This window comes from Arthrobacter sp. efr-133-R2A-63, from assembly GCF_030209795.1.
Classification (GTDB): Bacteria; Actinomycetota; Actinomycetes; order Actinomycetales; family Micrococcaceae; genus Arthrobacter; species Arthrobacter bambusae_A.
This window is the reverse complement of sequence record NZ_JARVRG010000001.1, coordinates 35079-58721: the sequence shown is the minus strand read 5'-3', so window position 1 is coordinate 58721 and position 23643 is coordinate 35079. Positions and strand designations below refer to the sequence as shown.

The 23643-nt window shown below is 63.4% G+C and carries 15 protein-coding genes; 5 read left to right on the top strand and 10 right to left on the bottom strand.

Features of this window, described 5'->3' with window-relative positions; genetic code table 11:
• Positions 1-219 precede the first annotated feature (219 nt).
• A complete protein-coding gene (locus QRN45_RS00250; RefSeq protein ID WP_284762071.1) occupies positions 220-1326 on the bottom strand; it encodes a hypothetical protein in 1107 nt (368 codons plus the stop codon).
• A 45-nt stretch (positions 1327-1371) separates the two neighbouring features.
• Positions 1372-5988 carry a MobF family relaxase gene (gene mobF, locus QRN45_RS00245; RefSeq protein ID WP_284762124.1) on the bottom strand — a complete coding sequence of 1539 codons (4617 nt, stop codon included), beginning with the start codon at positions 5986-5988 and terminating at the stop codon, positions 1372-1374.
• 438 nt (positions 5989-6426) lie between these two features.
• Here mobF and QRN45_RS00240 point away from each other — a divergent pair, with 438 nt between their 5' ends.
• Positions 6427-6834 carry a hypothetical protein gene (locus QRN45_RS00240; protein WP_284762070.1) on the top strand — a complete coding sequence of 136 codons (408 nt, stop codon included), beginning with the start codon at positions 6427-6429 and terminating at the stop codon, positions 6832-6834.
• A gap of 341 nt (positions 6835-7175) precedes the next feature.
• Here QRN45_RS00240 and QRN45_RS00235 read toward each other — a convergent pair whose 3' ends face one another.
• The 5 genes from QRN45_RS00235 to QRN45_RS00215 all read right to left on the bottom strand — a co-directional run bounded on the left by QRN45_RS00235 (position 7176) and on the right by QRN45_RS00215 (position 11957).
• Positions 7176-8528 (bottom strand): ParB/RepB/Spo0J family partition protein, encoded by a 1353-nt coding sequence (locus QRN45_RS00235; protein ID WP_284762069.1) that lies wholly within the window; start codon positions 8526-8528, stop codon positions 7176-7178.
• A 535-nt stretch (positions 8529-9063) separates the two neighbouring features.
• Positions 9064-9216, bottom strand: coding sequence for a hypothetical protein (locus QRN45_RS00230; protein ID WP_284762068.1), 153 nt, complete (start codon positions 9214-9216; stop codon positions 9064-9066).
• Positions 9217-9416: 200 nt separating this feature from the next.
• Positions 9417-10427 carry a DUF4192 domain-containing protein gene (locus QRN45_RS00225; RefSeq protein ID WP_284762067.1) on the bottom strand — a complete coding sequence of 337 codons (1011 nt, stop codon included), beginning with the start codon at positions 10425-10427 and terminating at the stop codon, positions 9417-9419.
• Positions 10428-11057: 630 nt separating this feature from the next.
• On the bottom strand, positions 11058-11489 hold the full coding sequence (locus QRN45_RS00220) for a hypothetical protein (RefSeq protein ID WP_284762066.1): 432 nt from the start codon (positions 11487-11489) through the stop codon (positions 11058-11060).
• 249 nt (positions 11490-11738) lie between these two features.
• Positions 11739-11957: a hypothetical protein gene (locus QRN45_RS00215; RefSeq protein WP_284762065.1), complete on the bottom strand. Its 219-nt coding sequence runs from the start codon at positions 11955-11957 to the stop codon at positions 11739-11741.
• A gap of 34 nt (positions 11958-11991) precedes the next feature.
• On the opposite strand from QRN45_RS00215, the gene QRN45_RS00210 reads away from it, so the two are divergent.
• The 3 genes from QRN45_RS00210 to QRN45_RS00200 all read left to right on the top strand — a co-directional run bounded on the left by QRN45_RS00210 (position 11992) and on the right by QRN45_RS00200 (position 14076).
• Complete coding sequence (locus QRN45_RS00210) at positions 11992-12300, top strand: hypothetical protein (RefSeq protein ID WP_284762064.1); 309 nt, start codon at positions 11992-11994, stop codon at positions 12298-12300.
• Between the two features lie 457 nt (positions 12301-12757).
• The gene (locus tag QRN45_RS00205; RefSeq protein WP_284762063.1) at positions 12758-13264 is read left to right on the top strand and encodes a DUF5684 domain-containing protein; all 507 of its coding nucleotides are present in this window, start codon (positions 12758-12760) and stop codon (positions 13262-13264) included.
• 122 nt (positions 13265-13386) lie between these two features.
• Entirely contained in the window at positions 13387-14076 is a 690-nt protein-coding gene (locus QRN45_RS00200) for a quinone oxidoreductase family protein (RefSeq protein ID WP_284762062.1), read from the top strand.
• Positions 14077-14989: 913 nt separating this feature from the next.
• On the opposite strand, the gene QRN45_RS00195 is transcribed toward QRN45_RS00200, so the two are convergent.
• The 3 genes from QRN45_RS00195 to QRN45_RS00185 are packed head-to-tail and all read right to left on the bottom strand — an operon-like array spanning position 14990 to position 19966.
• The gene (locus tag QRN45_RS00195; protein WP_284762061.1) at positions 14990-16030 is read right to left on the bottom strand and encodes an Eco57I restriction-modification methylase domain-containing protein; all 1041 of its coding nucleotides are present in this window, start codon (positions 16028-16030) and stop codon (positions 14990-14992) included.
• 2 nt (positions 16031-16032) lie between these two features.
• The gene (locus QRN45_RS00190) at positions 16033-19320 is read right to left on the bottom strand and encodes a DEAD/DEAH box helicase family protein (protein ID WP_284762060.1); all 3288 of its coding nucleotides are present in this window, start codon (positions 19318-19320) and stop codon (positions 16033-16035) included.
• Positions 19313-19966, bottom strand: coding sequence for a DNA methyltransferase family protein (locus QRN45_RS00185; RefSeq protein WP_284762058.1), 654 nt, complete (start codon positions 19964-19966; stop codon positions 19313-19315). Before QRN45_RS00185 ends, QRN45_RS00190 begins: the two co-directional genes overlap by 8 nt.
• A gap of 516 nt (positions 19967-20482) precedes the next feature.
• Between QRN45_RS00185 and QRN45_RS00180 the strand changes: the two genes are divergently transcribed.
• Positions 20483-22666, top strand: a complete 2184-nt coding sequence (locus QRN45_RS00180) for an AAA family ATPase (protein WP_284762057.1) — start codon at positions 20483-20485, stop codon at positions 22664-22666.
• Positions 22667-23643: the final 977 nt, after the last annotated feature.

The window sequence follows — 23643 nt, the reverse complement described above, 5'->3', positions numbered from 1 at the left end:
GCCTGCTCCCGTGTCCCGAAATCCCGTGAGCCCGATGGACCATGCGGCGCGCGGACACCCTGGTGGTTGTTCCCTTTTGGCGTGGGTGGGTGTTCAGCAGATCAGGCCGCTCTTGCCTCCCCAAAATCTATGGCTGTTCCTGGGCGGGACTTCCTGCTTGGCGGCGCTCTTGCCCGTGGTCGCGGCTGTGCTCCTCAAGGAACTTCGTCCACGACTGGCCTACCGTTGCGGGCCGGTGATCTCCGGCCGGGGCCCGGGTGGTTCCGGTGGGCGTTGCGGTTTCCGGAGCGCTTGCTGGGCTTGTTCCAGGAGTTGCTTGATGTGTTCGGATGCTTCGGGGTTGGATCGTTGGCTGCGCTGGGCGTTCAGGTACCAGTCGAAGCGTTCCTTGATCGCCTCGATGCTCTTGGGCGAGTTGGTTCCGACTCCCAGGCTGACCGAGTGGTCCAGCGCCGGCCGCTGGCTGTCTGCTTCGGTGCGGACGGCGTGGAGCACTTGGTTCTCCTTGCCCTGATGCACTAGCCTTGACTCAGAAGCAACAGCCGGCCCTCCGCCTCTTTGAGCGCTGACAGTTGGCTGGACCCCCGGACCTTGCTGCGGCAGATGGGGGTTGCTTCCTTTAACGGCCAGTCCGGTCCGGGCGTGCAGCACCGTCGTCACCGGGGCCAGAGGCTTGAACCAGGTGCCTTCGGATCTGGCCAGCTGGTGGTAGAAACTCCAGGACGACAGGTCCGCGGCCCACAGCAGTTTCTCGTCCCAGGGCGAGATTGATTCGATTACCACCGAACGGTGGAGAAGCCCGGCGTTCCGCAGGCGCGCAAACACCTCATGGTCTCTGGCATTGCCGCCGGGATAGGCGTCTTCCTTGAGCTGTTCGAAAACCATCAGACGGGGAGGATCATCCCTGCGGGAGCTGGTCGCAGCACGGGCCAGGGTCGTGATGCATTCCTCGCGCGCCTTTTGCAGGGCATTGTCCCCGGTACTGATTTCCGTCTGAACGGTGACGACGGTGAAGTCCACAACCCGGGCGAGATATTCGTTCAGTTCCAGGATCCTTGGCCGCAGCTCTTCCACTGGCCCGAGCTTGCCGTTGTATGCCTCGGTCGTGTGCCAGTAGTTGGCACCGACGATGCGTTCGAGTTCTTTGCGGACGATGTCCAGTGAGTCTTTGGGGACCGTGACGCCGCTCATCGTGTAGAACGGGCGTTCACCGTAGCTGTTCCCTGGCGCACGCACGCTCTCGTCCACGAAGACGACCGGCCCGGGGGTACGCGCGTAGAGGGTCTGCAGGCGTTCTTGTGCTGCGCGGCCGCGAAGACTCCCCATGCTCACCTCTTTGCTGTTCTGACCGGTCCCGCCGGTCTGAACAGCCTACAGGCGCGGGCCGCGGTGCCCGGTGGACGGTCCCCCGGCAGCGGGACCGTCCTGCTCGCGACGGCGCTGCTCATCCTCGGCGGCAGCTTGCTTTGCGCGTTGCCGGCGGAGCCGTTCCACTGCGGAGGAACCGTCCTTGCCGGCCCCGGCCGCACGTGACGCGGCGAGGCGTTCGGCAAAGGTTCCCGCCTGCTGGACGGCTGCGGTCTTGTCTGCTTCCTCGCTGCGTCGACGGGCCGCGATGTCCTCCAGTGCTTCTTTGACCGATTCCGGCCGGTCCTCCGTATCATGGCCGGCTGTGGACCGGTTCCCGCGTACTTTGCGGGCCAGGGCGGCGATGCGTTCGGCGCGTTCCTGGGCCGGGCTCAGCTGCGCCTCGGCGCCGCGGGTTGCCTGCAGGTGGTCGACAACGTGTTCGGCCGGGGTGGGGGTTTCCTTGACAAGGGCCTCGATCTGGGCGGCTTCGGCCATGTGTGCAGCGTCCGAGGCCGTCAGGGGTTCTTTGGCCGTCTGGGCACTGTACTTGTGCATGGCCGTGACCCGGGTGGTCAGCTCCGCGCCCGTGCCGCTCTCCCGGTGTTGGGCGGGAACGGGCGATGTCTCGGACACCGGCACGCGGTAGGTGTCGCGGTAGGTGGAGATTTCCACGGCGAGCTGGCGCCACTGCTCTTGCCGTGCAGGGTCCGAGGGTACCGGGCCCAGGGCAGTAGCCCAGGCCGGTGGCTCGGCGGCGAGCTGTGCGCCCAGCCTTGTGGCTTCGTTGGCCATGAGCTCACGCCGTGCTGCGAGTTCCTTCCGCCACAGTGCCGGGGTGTCCTGGTGGTTCACGACGTCGGCCGGTGCCATCCAGGCCGGCAGCCTGTCATCTGCTGCTTCCCGGGTAACCGGGGCCGGCAGTTGACGGCGCAGTTCGATTTCGGCACGGATCCTGGACTGGATCTGTGCCGCGGCCTGGATCCGGGAGGCGTGCTCATCCCGGGCGTAGTTGGTCACTGCGCCGCGCTCGTAGGCTTCATCGGCCCGGGCTTCCGGGTTCATCAGCTCACGCAGCGCCTGTTCCTTCTGCAAGGAGGATGCACGCCACCGGGCTTTGCTGGTTGCGGCGGTGTCGTTGATCGTCATATCGGTGCGCAGCTGCTGCGTCGCGGCGGTGATCCGGGCGGCCAGGTCATCGTCGCTCAGGTGGCCGTGCAGGCGCCGCTGCCACGGGGTGTCCTTGCGTTCGGCCAGCCAGCCGCGCAGCAGGGTCTTCCGGTCCAGTTCTTCCATGGCCGGCGTCCTGGATGCTTCGGCCTTGGCACGCATCAACTCACCGGCGGCGCGCTTGTCCAGACGGGCCAGGACGTCGTCGCTCATGGATTCCAGGGGCCGACGGCCCGGTTCCTGGGCGCGCTCACGCCACCGGGCGAGGCGGTCTTCGACGCGCCAGGCCAGCACCGCCCCGGGATCGTCGGAGGCGTCGAAGTCGCCTTCGTTGATGCTGTCCTTGAGCAGGTTGCTGATGTTGAAGCCGTCGTTCTCCGCGTGCCGCAGGTGCGTGGCCACGGCACCCCACGCGGTGGACTTGGTGAAGCCGGCGGCTGTTCCTTCGCCCAGGACACGGGCGGCGAGGTTGGCCATGCGCAGCTCGTTGGCCTGATCATCGATGTCCCGGTACGCGGCGGACATGTCCGGCAGGGAGCGGGCCTGGGCGCGGGCGGCGTCCATCTGTTCGTGCGCGGTCAGGTTGGAGTCGTGGTTCGCGGCCACATTGGCCAGGACGCCCTCGAGGGTTTCGCCGTCGGCCACGACGCCGTAGAGCTTGTTGGACTCCCGTCCACGGGAGGCGGCGACGTAGGCCAGGGACCGGGACAGGCCGGAGCTGATGAGGGCGTGCGTGGTGTCGCACGTGAGGCCCTGCGTGCGGTGGATCGTCGCGGCGTAGCCGAGCATGGTGTGGACGCGCACGTACCCGGCCGGCAGGGTCAGCGTGCCCTGGTGGCCGTGGTGTCTGACGGTCAGCGAACCGTCCTTGTGGGCCTTCACGACGTCCCAGACGTCGTTGTTTTTCACGAAGTCTTTGCCCCGGTTGGTGGAGAGCCGCCGGTTGTTCTCCCGGGTGACCACAATGTCCCCGGCACGGGCGGTAAGGCCATCGCGCAGCATCGCGGCCGGCTTCTTCGCGTCCAGTTCACCGGTGGCGATCTTGTACGCCTGGGCGCGGGCGTTCAGCTCGGTGACGGTGGCGTTCTCGAACGCCATCATGATCGAGTGCTTGCCGGCGTTGGTGTCTTTCTGCCACGCGTGGAACACCAGGGCGGTCATGGTTTCGGCGTCCCCGCCGAGGACGCGGCGGTTCTGCCGGTAGAACGCCCACGGGTCATCCGCCCCGGTTGCCGGGGGTTCGCGCAACGCCAGGGTCGCGGCCGCTTCGGCCTCGTTCGGGGACCCGTCCGCGTTGCGGAAGCGGTGCAGGTCTTCCAGGTACACGGCGCCGACGGTGTTCTTCAACAGGCGCAGCGCACCACCGGATGCGACGGCTGAAAGCTGCTGGTCATCGCCCAGGGCACGGACCACGGCACCATGCTGGTCCGCGATCGTCACGGCCGCCGCGAACAGCTGGGTGCCGACCATGCCGGCCTCGTCAATGATGATCACGTCCCCGGGTTTCGGGGTGGTCTTCTCATCGGCCCGGCCGCTGCTGTGGGCGAGAACGAAGGAGTCGATCGTCGTCGCCGTCGCGCCCAGTTCGACACCCATCACGGCGGCCGCGACGGCTGTCGGTGCGAGACCGAACACCCTGCCGCCGGCGGCGCGGACGGTGTCGGCAGCGAGTTTGAGCGCGGTGGTCTTGCCGGCACCGGCAGGGCCGACACCGACCATCAACAGCCGGTCGCTGGTGGCGAACTCCCGGGCCATGCGCAGCTGGCCGGCATCGAACTGCCTGTCCTGCCTGGCCAGCGCGGCGTCGAAGGATTCGACGGTGGCCGCGGGGATGACGACGCGCTGCGCGGCGGTCAGAAGGCGGTCTTCGCTGTGCAGGATCCCGGCCGAGGTGTACAGCGTGGCGTTGGCGCGGCCGTACTTGGATGCGCCGTTGGCCAGGCGCAGCTCCGTCAGTTCCGGGACCGGGGTTTCGGGGGTGATGCGCAGCGAGTACTGGTCGATCGCCCGGGCCGTGACCTGCTCCAGCAGAGCATCCGGGATGGGCAATTCGCCCAGGCGGGAACCGAGCCGGCGCAGCGCCTCGGCCTCGATGTGGTGTTCTCCCCACACTCCCCTGTCGCGTTCCAGACGCTCGATGATCGCGGCCGCTTCCACGGCCGGGTTGAGTTCATCAGCGTGCGAGACAAGCCAGCCTGGCTTGTCCTGCTCGGCGGCATCGCGGGCGTCGTGACGGTGCGCGCGGGCGTGTTCCAGCGCCTCGGGGCCGACCGTCACCCCGGGGATGGATCCAAGGTCCTGCATCCATTCCTCGACCAGGACGGAGAGCTGCCGGGCTTCCTTTTTGGACGGCCTGGTGTCCAGGGTTGCCTGCTGTGCCAGGGCGATCAGCTGCTTCTTGGAGGGCGCGTAGCCGTGCTTGTCGATGAACTCCCGGGCCAGTTCATCCAGCACCGGCTTGATGCCTTCGCGGCGGGAGGAGGCGGCGTCGATGGCGGCGACGTCGACGCCGGCGATCTCGATCACGGGCCGGTCCCCGGTAACTTTACGTTCGGTCAGGCCGAGGCCCAGGCGGGCGCAGATCTTCTCCATGACCAGCCGGTTGTACCGCTCGGATGCGACGACGTTGAACTGGTACAGGTGCCGGGCGTCCAGGCTGGACCATTTGCCGTCAACGCCCAGGACCTTGTTCGACACCACCACGTGATCGTGCAGCTGGGGATCCCCGGTGCGGGAATCGTAGTGCCGGAACTTCGTGTAGATCAGTCCGCCGTCGACGTCTTCCTGGCGGACGCCGTTGCGGCCTCGGCGTGTGAACGTCGCCTCCTTTTCGAGGAAGGTCATGGTTTCGGCGATGGCCTCGTTGTGGGCCGCTTCGATCTGTTTGCGGGCCTCATCACCGCCGGTTGCCCACAGGACGGAAGCGGATTTCGCGGGCGCGAACACGAGGTCGAAACCCGCCACTGCCTGCGAGCCTGGCGTGGTCTGGGCGGTGACGAACCGCCCGAGTTCTTCCTTATCCTTGGCGTTGCGGCCGTTGAGTTCACGGAAGTACTGGGCGCCTTCCTTCATGCGGATCCGCCGTCGCGTATCGGCGTCAGGATCGGCATGGTTCATGCGCTTGTAGTCGCCCATCGCGACGGTAATCCGCTGCTGCAGCTCGTGATCTTTCTGGGAGAACTGCTTGAAGCGGGAACCCAAACGCACGTCAGCATTCTTGTCTGCTTCGACCATGGCTTCGGCGTTCGGATGGATTCCTTCGCCGAACAAGGCTGCCATCTGGGCCTCGGTGACCTCACCCGAAACGTCCAGGTGGGCCGCCCCTCCCCCGCCCCACTGACCGGGAGGATTGCCGTCCACCGTGTAGTAATCGCCCAGCTGACGGCCCGCCGAGCGCAGCTCATCACCGCTGGCGACTTCACGGGTGTAGTACGTGTATCCGTCGCCGGCACTGAGCTTGTGCACGGTCATCACGGCACCCAGCATAGCGCCCAAAACGCCTCACATATCGATGATGCATGAGGTGTGACAGATATTGGTGTTTTTCGTTCTGTGGAATCGGTTGATGTGAGGTACGAGCGGAACTCGATGAAACAGAACGAAAAACGGTAGGATCGGGCCATCAAGTCTTTGATGCGGTTCTGCACATGAGAATGGGCGGTGGGTAACACGCTTTTCCGTTATCCACGGTCCGTTCGATTGTGTAGAACCGCCGCCCGGGTTATCCCCGGGTGGGCAGGCGGAGAGACCGTCCTTTTCTCGAAAGCTGTCCACGTGGGGGAAACCCGGGCACAACCAGCCCGAGCGTAAGCGAGGACCGATCCGGCGCACGCCGCCGGCCCTGGCCCTGACCAGGCGCTAGCCGTTAGGTCCGGGGGCGGATAACCCAAGGGGAAGGGACCCAAAGCTATGGCAACACCACGGAAGTCTGCGCAGCAGTTGGCGGCCCGCGAGAAAGCCCGTACCAAGGCCAAGGAACTGACGGAACGTCACGAGCGGCTGATCGAGATGGCCGCAGCGTTCTTCGAGCAGCAGGAGCATGCCGAGCTGTTGCGTACGGAGGCAAAGAAGAAAGCAGAAGCCATCCTGGCCAAAGCTGAAGCCGACGCCCAGAGCGCCGTTCAATCCGCAGCACAAACAGTCAAGGCGATGCTGGGCGCGGGAGAAGCCAAGTCCGCCGTGGCGGCACGGCTTGGCCTGAGCGGTGCCGAAGTGAAGCGGATGATTGACCTGGTCACAGAGCGTCCGGAGCCTGCAGAGCCGGACGGGGTGCAAGGCCCGGAGGTTACAGAGCCCGGTGACGTGGAGGCCGCGTAGCGGGGCTTCGCCGTCCCACCTCTGAACCATGTCGCTTAAACAGAAAAGGCCGGCTCACTGAGCCGGCCTTTTCTGCTCCTCGGCAAAAGGAAATCTCCCGTTAGCTTAGCTGAGGATCGGTGGCCCGTCGCAACTCATCGGTGGGCATCGTTGCCCCTGGTTGCGCGGCTGTGGGGTGCGGGATCGGGTAGCCGCGTTGAATGGCGGTCCGCCGCTGGTGAGTGGCTGCTGTGGTTCGCCCTGGGCGGCGGACCGCCCGCCGATCGGGAGGTTCCCTGTCCCCTCACGGTGAGTGGCCGGGGCCGTGCCGGGCGGGTGGGGTTCCGCCCGGCACGCCGGTCTTACTTCGCCGTTTCTTCCTCGGTGGGCTTGTCGCTGTCGAGGATGATCTGCTCAACCTCCGACGGCGTGTAACCCCAAGTGATCAGCTGGTTCAGGTAGTCACGGTGGGTCTGGGACGGGGACCGCCACGAGTCCTTCGCGATCGTCTTCTCATACCCTGCACAGACCAGCGCGATCAGAGAGAACTCGGGCCGCGTTGCCGACTTGGCGACGTGGTCCCGGAGCGGGTTCCACGCCCAGCGGTCGCTGTCTTCGAACTTGGCTCCGATCATTTCGGCGGCCACCTTGCCGTCGTAGCCGCTGGCGACTTCGGGGTGGTGCGTGATCGCGTGGACGGTGAAGTACTGCCATCCCTTCGGCGCGGTCTTGCGGGCCAGCAGGGTCTTGACCCAGTCGCGGCGCACGGTCGTCGCCGATTCCATGGCCTTGTTGTTGGCAATCAGGGTCTTGCGCTCGGCCTTTTGCTCATCGGTCATCGGGCCTTTCCGGGCCTGAGTGCCGCCGTCGTAGCGTTCGTACTTCGGGGTGAAGCCCTGTTCTTTCCAGCCGGTGATGACAGGCTTCGCGTTGTGCTGGCCCCGGTAGTCGGTGCTGATCACGTAGGCGTTGGCGTCCTCCTCGGTGGCCGGTTCACCATCTGCCCGGTTTGCCGCTGAGACATACAGGTTCTCCTCGTCGGCGTAGTTCCCGGCGTCCTCCACGATGGTCTTGCCTTGGGCTTGCAGTTCCTCGATCAGCGCGGCGAGGGCGGCGGCCCGCTCGCGCTCGTCCCGCAGCTGCTGGGCTACGTGGAACAACTGCTCGGGTTCGTCCATGATGACCGATTCCAACTCAGCGATTGCTTCCTCATCCGACTCAAACTCGGCCAGGATCAAAGCCTCCTCGATGGTGCATCCCTTGCCCAGCGCAGAGGCTCCGGCCTCGGATGCCTTGGCCTTCAGCGCTCCCTCGACGGTCGTCTTGGTCCGGCCTGTTTTCTTGGCGATCTGGGCGGCGGACACGCCGATGAGGGAGAGCTGGTGGTAGGCGTCGGCCTCGTCGGCGTCGGTCAGTTCGGCGCGCTGGATGTTCTCCACGACCTGTGTGACGATGCGTTCGGCTTCCTCCGGGGAGCCGATGATCATGACCGGGATGCTGTTCCGTCCGGCTTCTACGGCGGCCCGGGTACGGCGCTGTCCCATCAGGACGTGCACGGTGCCGTCGTCCTTGCGGTGGGCGATCACGGGTTCCATCACACCGTGTTCTTTGATGCTGGCGATGAAGTCAGCGGTCAGGGCGGCGTCCTTGCGGACGTTGACCTCGACGGTCAGCGTGGCGGGGTCGATCATTTCGAGCGTGGGCGTGGTGTTCATGGTGTTGCTCCTTCTTTGCCGAGAAGTCGGGTGAGTGGGGCGGATCAGGTGACCGGCCAGCGTCCCCTCTCCCCCGTTGTTTTTTGGTTGCTGGCAAGCTTGCTTGCTCGGCGGCCGACGGAGCCCTGTCTACCCTTGGGCAAGGCGCGGGAATATCCCGGAGGAAATAAGCGACGAAGGAGCGCCGGAGGGAAATTCCTGCGCCGCAGGCCCCGACGAAGGAGGGGCTAGACAGGGTGGAGCGGACGCCTAGAATCCGAAGGACAGCAACCAGAAAACGTCGTAGACAAACAGGTGCTGACGGGCAGGAGCTCTGCGACGGACCGCCAGCACCCAACAGCCGGCCACGGAGCTTGCGGAGTGGACGCCCCAAGGGGGTGCGAGCCCCGCGAGCATGCTCTTCCCCAGGTTCCCGCGGTCTCGGGCCGGCGAGGGAGCGGTTAAGGCGAAAGAGCCGGCGCTTTGAATGCGCCGGCTCTTTCTGTTTTCCCTCGGAAAAAGGAAATCTGTGGTGCAGCGTCGATGCTGCTGTGGGTTACGGCTGCTCGAGCCGGTGGTCTGGTACGGGGAAGTCTACGGGCCCGGTTTCCGGGCCTGCCGTGAGCAGGCGCAATTCCAGCAGGTCTTCGATCTGGCTGGCATCGGGGCTGACGGTGTCGTCCTCGGTCATGCGGAACTCTGATGCCATGGCGGGGTTTCCTTGCCTGGGTTTGGGACGGGGCTGTCCTTTCACCCTAGCGGCGGATCCTGCACATTGTCTGGAATTGGTGCTGCGCCCGCGCCAGCGTTGACGGCGGCCGGGGGAGCGCAGCGGAGGAGGCCGCCGCCGCATCCTGGAGGATCGGCAAGGCCGGACCCCGGTGGGGGCCCGGCCCTTGGTTCTTCCGGTTACCGGATGGTCGGTGTGTAGGACATGGCCTTGTTCCGTGCGCAGTCGGCAACTACGCCACGGTTGAGGAGCTCGGTCAGCAGCGAGGCCAGCCGGTAATCGGTGACGTCTTCCATGGCGAGCTTGAAGTACCGTGCGGCGAAGCTGGACTTGCCCTTGAGCCATTCCAGCCAGCCGATCAGGCAGAGCATCGGTGCGCGCTGGCCTTCCGGGGTTGCCTTCATCAGTTCGAAGGCGATTTCCTGGGCGCGGTCAACGCGTGCCCAGTCCGGACGGGCAAGGACCACGCCCAGCAGGACGGAGGTGAATTGCTCGGGCGCGGTGGTCATGACGTCGGCCATCAGGTAGTCCCGGACCGTGGGGTGCTGGAACGCTCCTGCCAGTTCGTGGGCGCGCCCGGCGGTCAGGGTTTCCGGGTTCTGAAGGACGTCGGCCCAGATGGCCCGGCTTCGGTCCAGTTCCTCCGGCCATCCTTCGGGGGTGTGGGCCTTGATGGTTTCCCGGACTCCCGCGTCTCCGGTGAAGGGAACAGGCGCGGTGAATCCGGCGACCAGGCTCCCCCGGTAGATCAGTTCGGCGTTGCCGTTGCTGGTCGTGATCGCCTCCAGCGGTTCATCCGGGCAGCATCCGGGGTCGGTGCACAGGTAGTTCCGCCACGCGTGGGAGGTGACCATCCATGCATCCTTCAGCGGCATCTGAGCGGTGGCCAGCTCGGTGCGCAATGCGTCGACGTGCGCCCAGTAGGGGCGCGGGTTGTCGGGGCTGTTCTCGTCGGTGTAGATCACGAGGAGGGCGCCCGTGGCGTTCTCGTCCGCGCTCAGGTGGCTGACGAGCGTCAGGGCGTAGCCGCGCGGATCCGCTGCGAACGGTGCGTCCACGCGCAGGGTCGCGCCAAGCCGCGTTCCGTTCATGGTCAGCACGACGAAGGATTCCTTGGGCTGTTCCCCCAGTGTATGCGGGATGAGCGCGAGGATGTCGGCCGGGTTGGTGAAGCTGATGAAATCGCTCATGGTTGTGTGTCCTTTTCCGAGGATGTGGTGAGGGAGCGGCGTGACCCGGCCAGCTACTTCCTTTCCTCCCCCGTTGTTTTTTGGCTGCTGGCGAAGCTTGCGGAGCTGTGGCCGACGGAGGCCTGTCTACCCGCAGGGCAAGGTCCGTGGAATCTGCGCAGGAAATAAGCGACGAAGGAGCGCCGGAGCCGATTCTTCGGGCCGCAGGCCCCGACGAAGGAGGGGCTAGACGGGGTGGAGCGGACACGTACAATCCGAAGGACAGCAGCCAAAAAACGTCGTAGACACAACAGGGCCAGGGGGTCCGGAGCTCTGCGACGGTGCGCCCTGGACCCAACAGCCGGCCGCGGAGCGGACGCCCGATTACCTGGGTGCAGCGCAGCGGAAGCCAAGACTTGCCCGAGGACGCGGATGGATCCTCCCGCGCCGGCCATCCGCCAGGGCAGGCCGCCGGCATCAGCCACCACGCGCGGCCCTCATGCGGACGGCGGTCCGTCGCCGGTGACCACAGCGGCAGCCGGCCACGACGACGGACCGCCCCAGCGCGGAAAGTGAGCCTGCCGCGGCGACGGAGGTTCTCGGGGTGAGGTTCCCCGCTCCGGTCGGAGCGGGGAACCCCTTCGCCGGTGGTTAGGCGGCGGTGAAGACGGTGCACGGCTGGCGGTACCGGCTGGGCAGCTCGGCCGCCGCCAGGGGCAGGTCTTCCGGTCCCTGGGCCTGTCCGTTCTTCCAGTGGAAGAACGCCTGTTCACTGATCGCATCCCAGAACCGGGCCTTGGTCCTGTAGAAGGTCGTCCGAACGTCGCCCTCACAGTACGTAGCCATGCCGAACAGGTTGCCGATCTCATCGGCGGTACGGATCCCGGCGACCATGACATAAGGCCACTGACCCAGGTCCCAGCCATCGCAGCCCCAGCTGGGGATCACGGACCAGCCGTGTTCACCGATGAGTTCCATCCAGTCGTAGCCGCCGTTCATGTGGTAATCGCCCAGCACAGTAACGCCGTCGATGGTTTCGCCGGTGTCGGCTGTGGTCACCGTCTTGATGGTGATTGCGTTCATGGTGTTGCTCCTTCTTTGCCGAGAAGTCGGGTGAGTGGGGCGGATCAGGTGACCGGCCAGCGTCCCCTCTCCCCCGTTGTTTTTTGGTTGCTGGCAAGCTTGCTTGCTCGGCGGCCGACGGAGCCCTGTCTACCCTTGGGCAAGGCGCGGGAAATTCCCGGAGGAAATAAGCGACGAAGGAGCGCCATAGGGAAATTCCTCCGCCGCAGGCCCCGACGAAGGAGGGGCTAGACAGGGTGGAGCGGACGCCTAGAATCCGAAGGACAGCAACCAGAAAACGTCGTAGACAAACAGGTGCTGACGGGCAGGAGCTCTGCGACGGACCGCCAGCACCCAACAGCCGGCCACGGAGCTTGCGGAGTGGACGCCCGAAAGGGGTGCGAGCCCCGCGAGCATGCTCTTACCCTGAGCCTTGTCAGACTGGGTTGGTACCGTGGGGCTGTCCCGCCTGGTTTCCCCCAATCCCATGCGGGACATTCTTGTCAGAAGGAGAGATGGGACTGTGGGACTGCGAAGCCTCTTCATCCGGCACCGGACCCCGGTTACAGAAGATTCCTCCCCTGCCGCGGTGGCCACACCCAAGGAGGAGCGCGAGCCGTTGACACCCGCACAGCTGGCAGATTTGAGAAAGGCCTGGGCCGAGCTCAACCACGCGGCCGAAGATGCCGGCGTGAACACGTTCCACGCCTGCACGCGTGACGGCAGCTCTTGGGAGGACGACCCCGAGGCGGTGCGCCGCATGGCGGCCCTGATCAGGGGCCTCCCCCGCGCAGACGAAGCTGCATCCACGGACGGCGACCCGGCCCCGTAGGGATGGGGCTGTTAGGTCAGTGGCGTACTGAAAGATTGGTCCCATGAACAGGATTGGGACCGATGAGAGGCAGTTGGCAGCACAACGAGCCGGCTTCTCAGGCGCTCGGGGGGCTACCGTCGGGGTCACGGGCGGCGATCATCACACTCACCACCGGCGGACCACACCAACCGTCCCCTAGACCCCTCGAATCGTAAGGATGCCACCCTTCACGGGTGCACAAGGAAGTCAGCCTGGCGACAGGTTCCTAAGAAACAGACCGCCTCGAGACATACCCCTCCCTACGGATACAGTGCGGGCACGGGCAGAATCGTGTCGCGGAAATCTCAGAAAGTTTTGGGTGAACCGGCATCTTGAGCACCGTTCCAGCTCCTTGGTTCTATGGGGGTCCGATCGCCCGTAGTGGACTACGGCACAAGCTTGATCGCTTGCTTGGTGGACGACGGGTTCTCTCCGTGTGTCGCAGGCTCCAGACGCCTTCCTCGCCGCGCGCCTCAGCCGGCAGATCCTGGCTATTGGCAAGCTCACAGAGATGACCAAGCACCCCTCTCGGAGCGTCGCCGTGATCCACCGCGAAGGACAGAAAGCCCGTCAAAGCCGCCGAACCGACCACCACCAGGACCGGAGGACCGAGCGTGTCGGCCATCCCTCATTGCCGACCTGGCCAACGTTCATGACCGCATCACCCGTCTGTCTCGCGAAAACGCCCAACTCCGCCAGCGTCTTTCCGAGCATCTCGGTGAACAATGTGTCGAGGTCCTTCGGCAAGGACGCCGGCTACACGGTGGGGCTGTTCTTCCTGCCCTGGGTCTTTGCGTCCATGCTCTCCTACGGGCAGGCGCGGTATTGGGGCCCGAGCTACGTTGACCCGAGCTTCGCCTATCGGGGCTACCCGCAGCCTGGCGGCTACCCGCGACCAGGTACACCCGGCCGCCGCCCCGAAAGCGGGCCGGGAACGGAATAGCGGTGCCTTGCGCGGGGTTGTTGCAGGTATGGTATGACCAGCTACGTGGCAGCCACCGCCTTCGGTGGCCCTGAAGCATTGTCCGTTTTGAACGAGACCCTGGGCGAGCCGGGCCCATCTCCGTGGGGGACAAGGTCATCGTGTTCCGCGCGCCGGGGGCCTACGCCGAGGAACTTCTGGTTCCCGCCGGGGCCGTGCTGCCCAAACCCGCCACCTTGGACTGGAACCAGGCCGCGGGCCTGATGCTCACCGGCGTCACTGCCACCCACGCACTTGCGGCCACGGCGGTGGGCGCCGGAGACACCGTGCTCATCCACGGCTGCGCCGGCGGGGTGGGCATCATGGCCATCCAACTGGCGGCCGGCCGGGGTGCCACGGTGGTTGCTACGGCAAGTCCGGCGAACCACACATTGCTAGCGGAGCTGGGGGCCATTCCGGTGGCCTACGGGCCCGGGCTGGCGGACCGCGTGCGGGCGGCGGCGCCCGGCGGCGTCGACGCCGCCCTGGACCTGGTGGGCACGGACGAGGCCCTGGACGTGTCGCTGGAACTGGTGGCGGACCGGGACAGGATTGCCACCATTGCCGGGTTCAGCCGCGGATTTGGGGCCGGCATCAAGGTGCTTGGCGTTGCGCCCGGCGCGGACAACGGCGCCGCCATCCGCGACGCCGCCCGGCTGGAGCTGGTCCGGCTGACGGAGGCCGGAGCGCTCACCGTCCACGTGCAGCAGACCTTCCCGCTCGCGGAGGCCGCGGCGGCGCACCGGCTGCTGATGGACGGCCACGGGGCGGGCAAGGTCATCCTGGTGCCGTAGCCAGCGACCCGCTCCGCCGCCGTCGGGCTTTGGTGCAGGCATGGGGCTCCGGCCTAGGCTTGGCTTAACCGGCCACCCCCCGACGGGTGTAATCACTAGGCCCACGCTAGAGTGGCGCCCGACGACGCCTGACCTGCACAAACGAGGTCGGTTCCTTGCCGGAGTCCCGTCGTACCCCGAGAGAACTAAGGAAACGGGACACCGTCCCCCGCAACTTTCCGCCGTCATAACAAACCCCTACCCCGGAAGTCCGAGAAATCATGGCTGTGCAGAGCAATGATTCCCGGATCAGTTTTGATCCAGTCGGCGCCACGCCTGTGCTCTGGAATAACGCGGAGTGGCATGATTCGAGGCGGCTCGCGCCACAAGCGGACACCAGCGATTAGTCGAGCATCCCGGTGATGGATCCTCCCAACGGGGGGCAGGGTGACAAATAGCGCTGCGAAAAGACCGCCATTTATCGTTGCGAGTCACAAGGCGGTCGGGCATCCCAGTCCCTACAAGGCACAAAGGGTCGTATTTGACCGTCCGCCGTCCCCACAGGGGGGCCATCTGCAAGATGTAGTGGCTAGCTTCAGCGACTGAGAAATCAGTACACCATTGAAACGTCCCACCGGCTGCCCTTCGAGCGCGTTGATTTTGCGCACCAACTGCACCCGGTGGACGTCTCGGTCATAGTGAAAGCTTTAGAAGACAGACTTGACCATGGGGTCCCTCCAGACGCTGTGCAGTGCCACCTTGGTACTGCGGCGCTGACTCTAGGGGGCAGCACCAACAGTCTTATGCTCGTTAGAGGAGCACCTTGGTGCCGGCCACAATCTTGGGCTCATCGCCACGCTTGGAGGTCTTGCGGACGCTCGGCGCCCAGGAGAGTCGGGTAGGGCGCATAACCTCTGGCACGCCTCTCCATCGGTCATTCCATCGGCTTGACCTGGGCCTCGATAAAGGCGATCTCGTCGGCGTCGAGCCCGCACTTGGAGTACAGCTGCTGGTCGATCTGCGGGATCGACTTCGACCAGTCGATATCCGACACCGGCGTGAAGTCCTGCAGCGGGACGTACTTCCACTTAATTGCTGAGTTGTGCTGCGTCGTTTTAAGAACCCCGAGCATCGCGCGGGCGAACTTGGTCTTCACGTACTTCGCGCATGCCTCTGCTTCTGCTTCCGTATCGAACCGCCCGATAGACATGAACGTCTGGGTGAACCCAGTGCCCGGCGCGGCCACCGACGGCACTCCAACGACCCTCCCGGACTTAACAGCCGCTCCATCAGCGCTGGCGATGATCACCTTGTACTTGTCCACAACTTCCGGAGTCATGAGGTAGTCGCGGCGAACCCACCGCACTTCCCTCTTCCGATTCGCGAGGCCGAGGATCTGGACGTACGAACTACCGTCGTTAGGGTCGGTCTTCAGGCAGACCTCGTCCATTCGTTCGAATGTGTTCGTCTTCAAGCGGAGGCCACTCGAGGCAGGGATGCGCTCACGCAGTTCAGGGTGGTCCGTGAAGACACAAGGGTTCCACGTGCACGGGTGCTCGGTGATAGTCGTCGCAAGAGATGTCGTCGATCGCGCCGTGACAGCGTCGACCAGCGACTTCACCGTATCCGGGACATGTGAATGGTTTCCGATGGGGCCGATGACACGCGTGGCATCGCGATACGTGACGACGATCCCGCCGTCGATATCGGTTCCAGGAAAGATCGCCGACGAAGAGGACTCAAACAGCGCCACGCTGAGGTGCTCGTCGGACAGAACCTTCTGGTTCCAGGATTTCGGGGTCTGGCCCGCGTTCGAAAGGAATCGCGCGGGGGTCACCAACACCGTCCGTTCCGAGATCTCGAAAGCCGCATCCATGAACAGGTGATAGATCGGCGGAGACTTCGTTCCATTATCGCCAATCAGATCATCCTGGTAGGGCGGGTTGCCGATGACGACGTCGAACTTCTTACTCATGATCAGTGCCCTTCCGTCAGCATGTCGTCGACCATCTTCTGCCGCTCTTCCGGGGTCATCCGGACAAGGTTCCCAACCCGGAAGTGACCGGAGCCTTCGATCCATGCCTTGCGCTCGAGGACACCGCCGGAGACAGCCTCTATTGTGATGCGGTGAAGGATCTCATTGTGACTCATCTCGAAGATTTGTGAAGTCAGGACGTGCCGCAGCCTCTCCTCCTGATCCGGGAACACCGCGGCGAGGCCGGTGTCCAGACGTCGCACGATTTCCATCAACAACAAGCCTGCAGTTGAGAACGTGTCAGCGAAGGTCGTGTTCGGGTCGGTGAAGATCCCCGGGTCCTTCTCCCCCAGGGTGTCGACCATCTTCTTGACTGCGGATGGCGGGGTGAACACCATGGACGTCTTCTGCTGTGGGATGTAGGCGAAGATGTTCTCGGTCTGTGAGTCGTCGAAGTAATCGGCGAGTGATTCTTTCTTGTTCAGGAATTCCTGGACGGCCTGGTCGAAGACCGTCTCGTCGAAGAGGCCCGGGATCCTCGTCATGGTGCCGTTCTCCTCTGTGACGTCCCGGCCGTCGCGCAGTAGACGGAACTCGGCCTCGCTGATGCCCGTGATCTCCTCGAACACGTCGTCGGGCGTGTAGTCGTCGAAGTTCGACAGCCGGAGGCCCCGGTCCCCGTATGCCATGAGGAACATGGGGATCGTGCGGGCGAAGCCCCGCAGGTGGGAGCGGGCGTCGTCCATCGTCTGGTCTGTGCGCTTCTGCTCCTTTTTGGTCTCTTCGCGAGTGACCACTTCGGGTACAATCTCCTCCATCGTCTTGTCGACGATGGCCAGGACGTTCGCTCTTAACGCCTCGTCCTGTTCGGCCTTCTTGGCCTCGACAGCCTGGGCCTCGGCCTCCGTGGCTGCGTTCTTGAGCTCGTCCTCGATGTGCTTGCTTGCGATGTTGTGCTCGGTGTAGGCGCGCTCGATCTGGTTCTTCACGGCCTGCTCGGTGCGCTGGATGTCGCGATGGGCTTGCTTGGCGGTGAGCCCGTAGGCCTTCGTCAACTCTTCGCGCTTGGAGCGGGTCTGTTCGGTCACCGCCTTGGCGATCTCTGTCGCCGCCGTGGACGCCGGGGCGTCGGGCTCGGGGGTAGGGATCTCCTCGATGCTGTAGACGGGTTTGCCGAGCTCGGAGACCTTGGGGTTGATAACGGTTTCCACGTCGACCTGGACGTTTCCGTCGGGGTCAGTGATGGGCGGCGGTTGTGGGATGTCGAGGGGCTCCCCAGTGTTAACCTTGCCCTGCTTCGCGGTGGGCAGCTTGTCCAGGATCTCCTTGAAGTGCTCGGAGTACCGGAAGATGCCGGCCACGTTCGCAAACAGCAGGTTCGACAGGAAGCCGCGGCGCACGACCTCGCGGGCCTTGAATACCTGCGGGAACGTCAGGACCTGGGTGGCGTCGAGCTCGATCATCCGGCCCTCGGCGTCTTCACCCAGCACCGGGAAGAAGTTCAGCAGCCGGCGGATGTTGTCCTGCCGCGCCTGCTGGTCGCCCGAGGGGTTCGGGTGCAGGTTGTTGGCGAAGGCGTCGAAGATCGTCAGCGTGCGTTCGGGCGCGAAATCGAAGATGTATGCGTTCTGCTTCTGGAAGACGTGCCCGCCGCGCTCGAACGTGCAGGGGTTCTGCGCCCGGAACGCCGCCTGCATGTACTGTGCCGGAGAGGACAGGTTCGACAGCATGATGACGGCGGTCCACTCCGGCACTGTGACGCCTGTGGTTAGCTGCCCGACAGACAGTGTGATGGTCTTACCGCCCGACTTCTCCGCCTCGGTGATGGCCGTGCGCACCTTGTCGAGGGACTTGCCTGCTGCGACCGGGTCGGTCTCGTCCGAGCGTCCGTCGCCGGCTGCCAGGATGATCGTGTAGTCCTTGAAGACGTCGTGCTTCTTGAGGAGCTTCTCGATTGCCTTGGCGGAGGCGACGCGGTTGAGCAGCCAGAAGGAGTGGCGAATCTCATCGCGCAGCTCGGGCGTGGAGAACGGGTACTTCTCGTTGGCCGCAAGGCAGTCGAGGAACTTGATGACCTCAGGCTCGTGTTCGAAGAACCCATTGTCTTTCGTCGAGAAGAACTCGTTAAGGTCGAACGTGTAGTCGATGTTCGCCGCGTCCTCGTCGATAGCGACGCCCTCGGCCAGACGGTCCGTGATCATCCGCGAGATCTGGTAAGTCAGCAGGTTGAGCGTCGGCAGCGCCGCGTACGGGTTCTCCTGGCCGTTGTCCTCCCATTGCTGGCGGGCGGTCTGCTCGTTCTCGTAGGTCCAGTTGAAGATTTGGTCCTGGTCGAACTTGCCGACGGCCAGTGCCTTGAACGGCGTGCCCGAAAGGTGCAGTGTCCGTAGGCGCTTGATCTGATCGAAGGCGACGTCGGTCTTGGTGGTATCGATGCCCTCGTGGGCCTCGTCGATCACCAGCAGATCCCAGTCGAACTGTGTAATGTGCTTGAGCTTGTCGTGCGAGCCGCCGAAGTACTGCGAACCCTTCAGGTCCTGCAGCGACAGGAACTCCACGATGCGCGGGTCCTCATCCTGATGGTTTAGCGAGAAGGCCAGCCACTGCTCGCGAGTCATGGGCGTAAGCCCGGACAGGGACGGCGACTCCGAGACAAACTTGAACGTCGTCCGGTGGCCGATGAAGCGGACGAAGTCGTCGAACCAGGAATTCGCTATCGCGGGGCGATTGGTGACAACCAGGACCCGCCGGACGTCCAGGGTCGACATCAGGTCGTACGTCGTCAGCGTCTTTCCGAACCGCGGCTTGGCGTTCCAGAGCACCTCGCTCTGCCCCGACCGGAAAGCAGCCACTGCCTGGTCGACGGCCGCCTGCTGCTCGGGACGCAGGACATAGTCATCCTCCACGCCGGTGCTCGGTACGTGTGGGAAGTCCTGGCCGGCGAAGTCGTTGAAGTACTCTATTGACCTCTTCGGCGCGATCTCAAAGTGATGCCACTCCGTGCGCTTGGGCTGGGTCTCGCGCTCCACACCTTGTTGGCGGAGATACGCGTGGAAGTCCTTGTCCGTGAAGCGCCCACCGGCTTCAGACGAGAAAAAGGCTCGGCGAACCCACACCTTCTTCTTCTCGACGGACAGCTGGGATGCTTGCTGTGCAATCCGGGCGTCGGCGCTCTCCTGTTCCGTGTACCCGATCTTCTCCCAGCCGACGTACTTGGGGATGTCCGGCGTCGTCCACGAGTAGATAAGCGGAGTGATCTCACGGAACGTTCTGATATTCGGACTAGGCACCGGCCCTCACTTCCTCGTGGACCTTATCGATCCGGCACACCTGATAGCTGTCGTAGATGGTGAAGTCGAAACCGCCGTCATCGCGCAGAGAGGCGAGGGTGAACGGCTCACGCTGCACCATGCCGGGGGCTCCCTCGATCCGGTTCCACCACGAGAACTGGATGTCCTGCCCCTTCGGGGTCTGGCCGGTCAGGGTGTTGCCCAGGACGATGTTCGTCTCGATGAGAAACGCCGCCGCCCCGTGCAGGTCGGTGTCCGGACCGCAGGGAGTGCCGTGGGCCTGGTGGAAACCCAGGAACTCGGCGATCATGATCGCCTTCGCGTCCTGGTGGTTGTCCTCCAGCAGCTCGATGCCGTAGATCGAGGCCAGTGCGAACAGCGACTCCTCCGGCCACTCCTCGACCGGGTACCGCTTCTCGATAGCGTGGAGCTTGCGACGCAGGATCGCGACCAGGAAGTTGCCGTCGCCCGCTGCAGGCTCAAGGAAGGTCTTGTCGACGAAGTCGCGGCCGGTATCCAACTCCTCGCGGACCAAGTCGAGCATCCGGTTGACCATGTGACGCGGAGTAAAAACCTCACCGTAGATCTTGACACGATGGCGCGACTTCATGACCTGCTCCTCGACAATCGTCTCTGTCACCATCATTGGTGCCACCCATGCCGCAGACGATGAGCAACGGAATCCGTAGCGGCGGGGTCGTCTGCCGACTTGTCGAGCAAGTCCGCGGACCGGTCATCTCGTGATGGCGACACATGCACTCCAGTTTCTGCAAGCCTAGGCTTCGGGCGATGAACGGCTGGGAACCAACCGGAAGGCGTTGTCAGCACAGCGCCAACCCTGCCCAACATTACCGGCGAGATTTCGGAATCCGTCCTTTTGGACGCTGGAACCGAAGCGCGTCCAGGAGGCTGGCTGCGTAGGGAGTCCGGTCGCAACACTATGCACGGTGGATACCTCAAGGCCAGGGCTACGCGGAGGGACTCAGAGTGAGATCCGGATCGGCTGAACAGGGATTTCACCGCGGCGCGGCCAAATGCCGTATTCGTAAAACCCGGTATGTTTCATAGAAGGTTCAAGTGCGACGAAAATCGTCGAACTTTAACCGCGAGTCGGTACTGGCAGATCAAAGCAGATCGTCATGAAATATATTGGGGGTGGGCCATGACAGAGCCCGAGATTGACACTGTGAAAGTGGAATCAAACGTGCCAGCTGATTATCAAATCAGGATCAAGGATTGCAACAGTATCGGCGAGGCGCATATCTCCCTTCGTCGGTCATCTCTAAACATCAAGTACGGGCCCAACGGCCTCGGCAAGAGCACGATCGCTCGAGCGCTCACGCTACGTACCGAGGGCGACGGAAACCTGGATGAACTGACCCCCTTCAAGTACCGGGCAGTAGCCGACGGCCCGCGACCGGTCGTAGAAGGCGCTGAAGAAATCAACAGTGTGCTTACTTTCAATGATGCCTACGTATCGCAGTTTGTGTTCCAGCCCGACGAAGTTCTCAAGAACAGCTTCGAGATCTTCATCAACACAGACGATTACAAGCAGGGACTCGAAAAGATCGAGTCCCTGTTCCAGTCTCTGAAGGCGACGTTTGCGCAGCAGACGGACTTCAACGAAGCTCTGATCAGCTTCATTGAGCTGCGTGATGCTTTCAACGTTACAAAGACAGGTGCAGTCGCCAAGACCAGCCGAGGATTCAAAGCCCTGGGAGTTGGCGGCAAGCTCAAGAACATTCCAGCGCCGTTACAGGGCTACAAGGGTTTTCTGCAAAGCAGTGATCCAGCGGGTTGGATCACCTGGCAAGCGAAGGGGAAGGCTTTCCTCGATCTCTCCGAAAACTGCCCGTTCTGCTCGGTCCAGAGTGTTGACAAGGCCACGGCAACGCAGGTCTCTGCGGAATACGAGTCCGCCGCTGTCAAGAACATGAGTGCGCTGCGGAACGCCTTAGATAAGCTCGGCCGCTACTTTGAGCCCGGCTACCTAAAGCAGCTAGAAGCCTTGACGACGTCCCTCACTGAAATCACACCAGAGGAGGGCCTCTTCCTTGCCACTTTGCGAGGGCAGGTGGAGACGCTCCTCCTAAAGCTTTCCACGCTGCAAGGACTGTCGTTTCATGCCCTTCGAGACGAAAAAGATGTGGGGGCCGTTCTAAATGACCTCAAGGTGGATCTGTCCCTACTACACGCACTCAACTCGGACGCAACGACGTTGGTCGTAGACCTAATAAACGGGAAGCTTGACGAAGTTGCCATCCAGATCATCGATGTTCGGCGCAGCATCTCAGAACAGAAGAGGAGGGTTGCTGGACTCATTCAGGTCAATCAAGCATCGATAAATGAGTTTCTCAGTTCTGCAGGCTATCGATACTCGGTCCGGATTGAGGCCACCGGAGATTCTTATCGCATGCTCCTGGAGCACAAGGATGCTCCCGGACATCTCGAGTCTGCGTCTAGTCATTTGAGCTATGGCGAGAAGAACGCCTTCGCGCTCGTGTTGTTCATGCATCATGTAAATCGAGAGCAGCCGGACCTGGTTGTGCTGGACGATCCGATCTCCAGTTTCGATAAGACGAAGAAGTTCGCAATCCTCCACCAGCTTTTCCACGGTAAGAACAGTCTCCGTAATGTCACATCGCTTCTTCTTACTCACGATATCGAACCGGCCGTAGATATCGTGCTGACTGGAACCTCCGGTCAGTTCACGGCGGCAGATCCTGCTGTGCACTTCCTTAGCGGCCGGTCAGGGCTGGTGAGCGAGAAGCCCATCGAGGCCAGCGATATCAGCACGTTCTCCCAGGTATGCGACTCCAATATTTCGTCAGCCAGCGATGATGCCATCAAGTGCATCTACCTGCGACGTCGATTCGAGGTGCACGGTTCTCGCGGCGGTGAGTACGACCTCCTATCGAGCCTGCTTCATCTGCGGGAGGTTCCGACACAAAAGACGGGAGCCGACCAGACGCCACTCACAGACGAAGGCGTCCTCGAAGCGAGCGAAGCAGTCAAAGAGCACATCCCTAGCTTCGACTACGCACGGATCCTCTCGGAGCTCAAGGACGCCGTTGCGTTGAAGGCCAAGTTTGATGCTACGGACGTGGGCTATGAAAAGGTGCAACTTTTTAGAATCATGTCCGAGCTAAACCCCATCGCTCTGAAGGGCGATAAGGTCTTTACGAAGTTTGTCAACGAGACCTATCACATCGAAAACGAGTATGTGATGCAGCTCAACCCAAGAGACTTCGACGCTGTTCCGGAGTATGTCATCGCTGCGTGCACAGCGCTTGTAGAGGGCGCATCGGTGGACGACGGGGATTCGGAGGACGAGGCTGCAGCCTAACTGACGCGGGGTCCCGATCCCGACCACGCCACATGCTTCCGATGTAATGCGGAAGGGCCGGCCCTTCCCGTGTTTACCTTCGCAAAGGAAAAATGTGCTTCGCCCTGGGCGGCGGACCGCCCGACCTCCGGAAGCTTCCTAGTCCCTGCTTGGGTGAGTGGGCCGGGCGGCTGCCTTGGGGGTCAGCCACCCGGCTCACGGTCCGGTTACTCGGTGTCAGTACTCTGCTTGTCGATGATGAATTTCTTCCACGGCGCTTGCGGTGTAGCCCCCAGGTGGTGAGCTGGCTCAGGTAGTGGAAGTGCTGCTTCTCGGCGCTGCACCATGAGTCTTTCTGGATGGTCTTTTCGTACCCGGCGCAGATCAGGGCGATCAGGGAGAACTCGGGCCGGGCGGTGGTTTTGGCGGTGTGGTCCCGCAACGGGTTCCAGCCCCACACGTCGGTGCCTTCTCCGGTCCTGGCCCCGATCATCTCGGCAAGCGAAGAGGGCCAGACGCCAACTCTCCTGACGCCTGGAGAGCCCTCGCTGCCCGACATGGCTGACGAGCGGTGCGCGGAGGCTCTAAAGGCTCTTGCCCAGCGTGAACCTGGCTCAGCAGCTCGCTGCTCCTATGCCCGAGCACGATGTCAGTCGGTTTGCGTACTTGACGAGAGCAACCGAGCCGTCCTCGGACGATGAGGCGGAGTCGAACGAAGATGAAGAGACCGAAGAAGACTAAGGAGATTCGCCGTAGCCATCGAGTCGAGCGCCCATGCGTAAGGCAGGGCACCGGGACGAGCGGATCCTAGGCATGCAGATTCTCACGGCCAGTGCCCTGCTCTCGCTTGAAGTCTTGGCGAAAGCAAACGCCCGGTAAAGGATCCTTACGGGCGCGTATCACTGAGTGATACATCAAGGGACAGCAGTGCTATTGGGGCAGGACCCCAAGAGCTGCGGAAAATGCCTTTCTCACTGGGTATCCTCGAACGCCGTCGT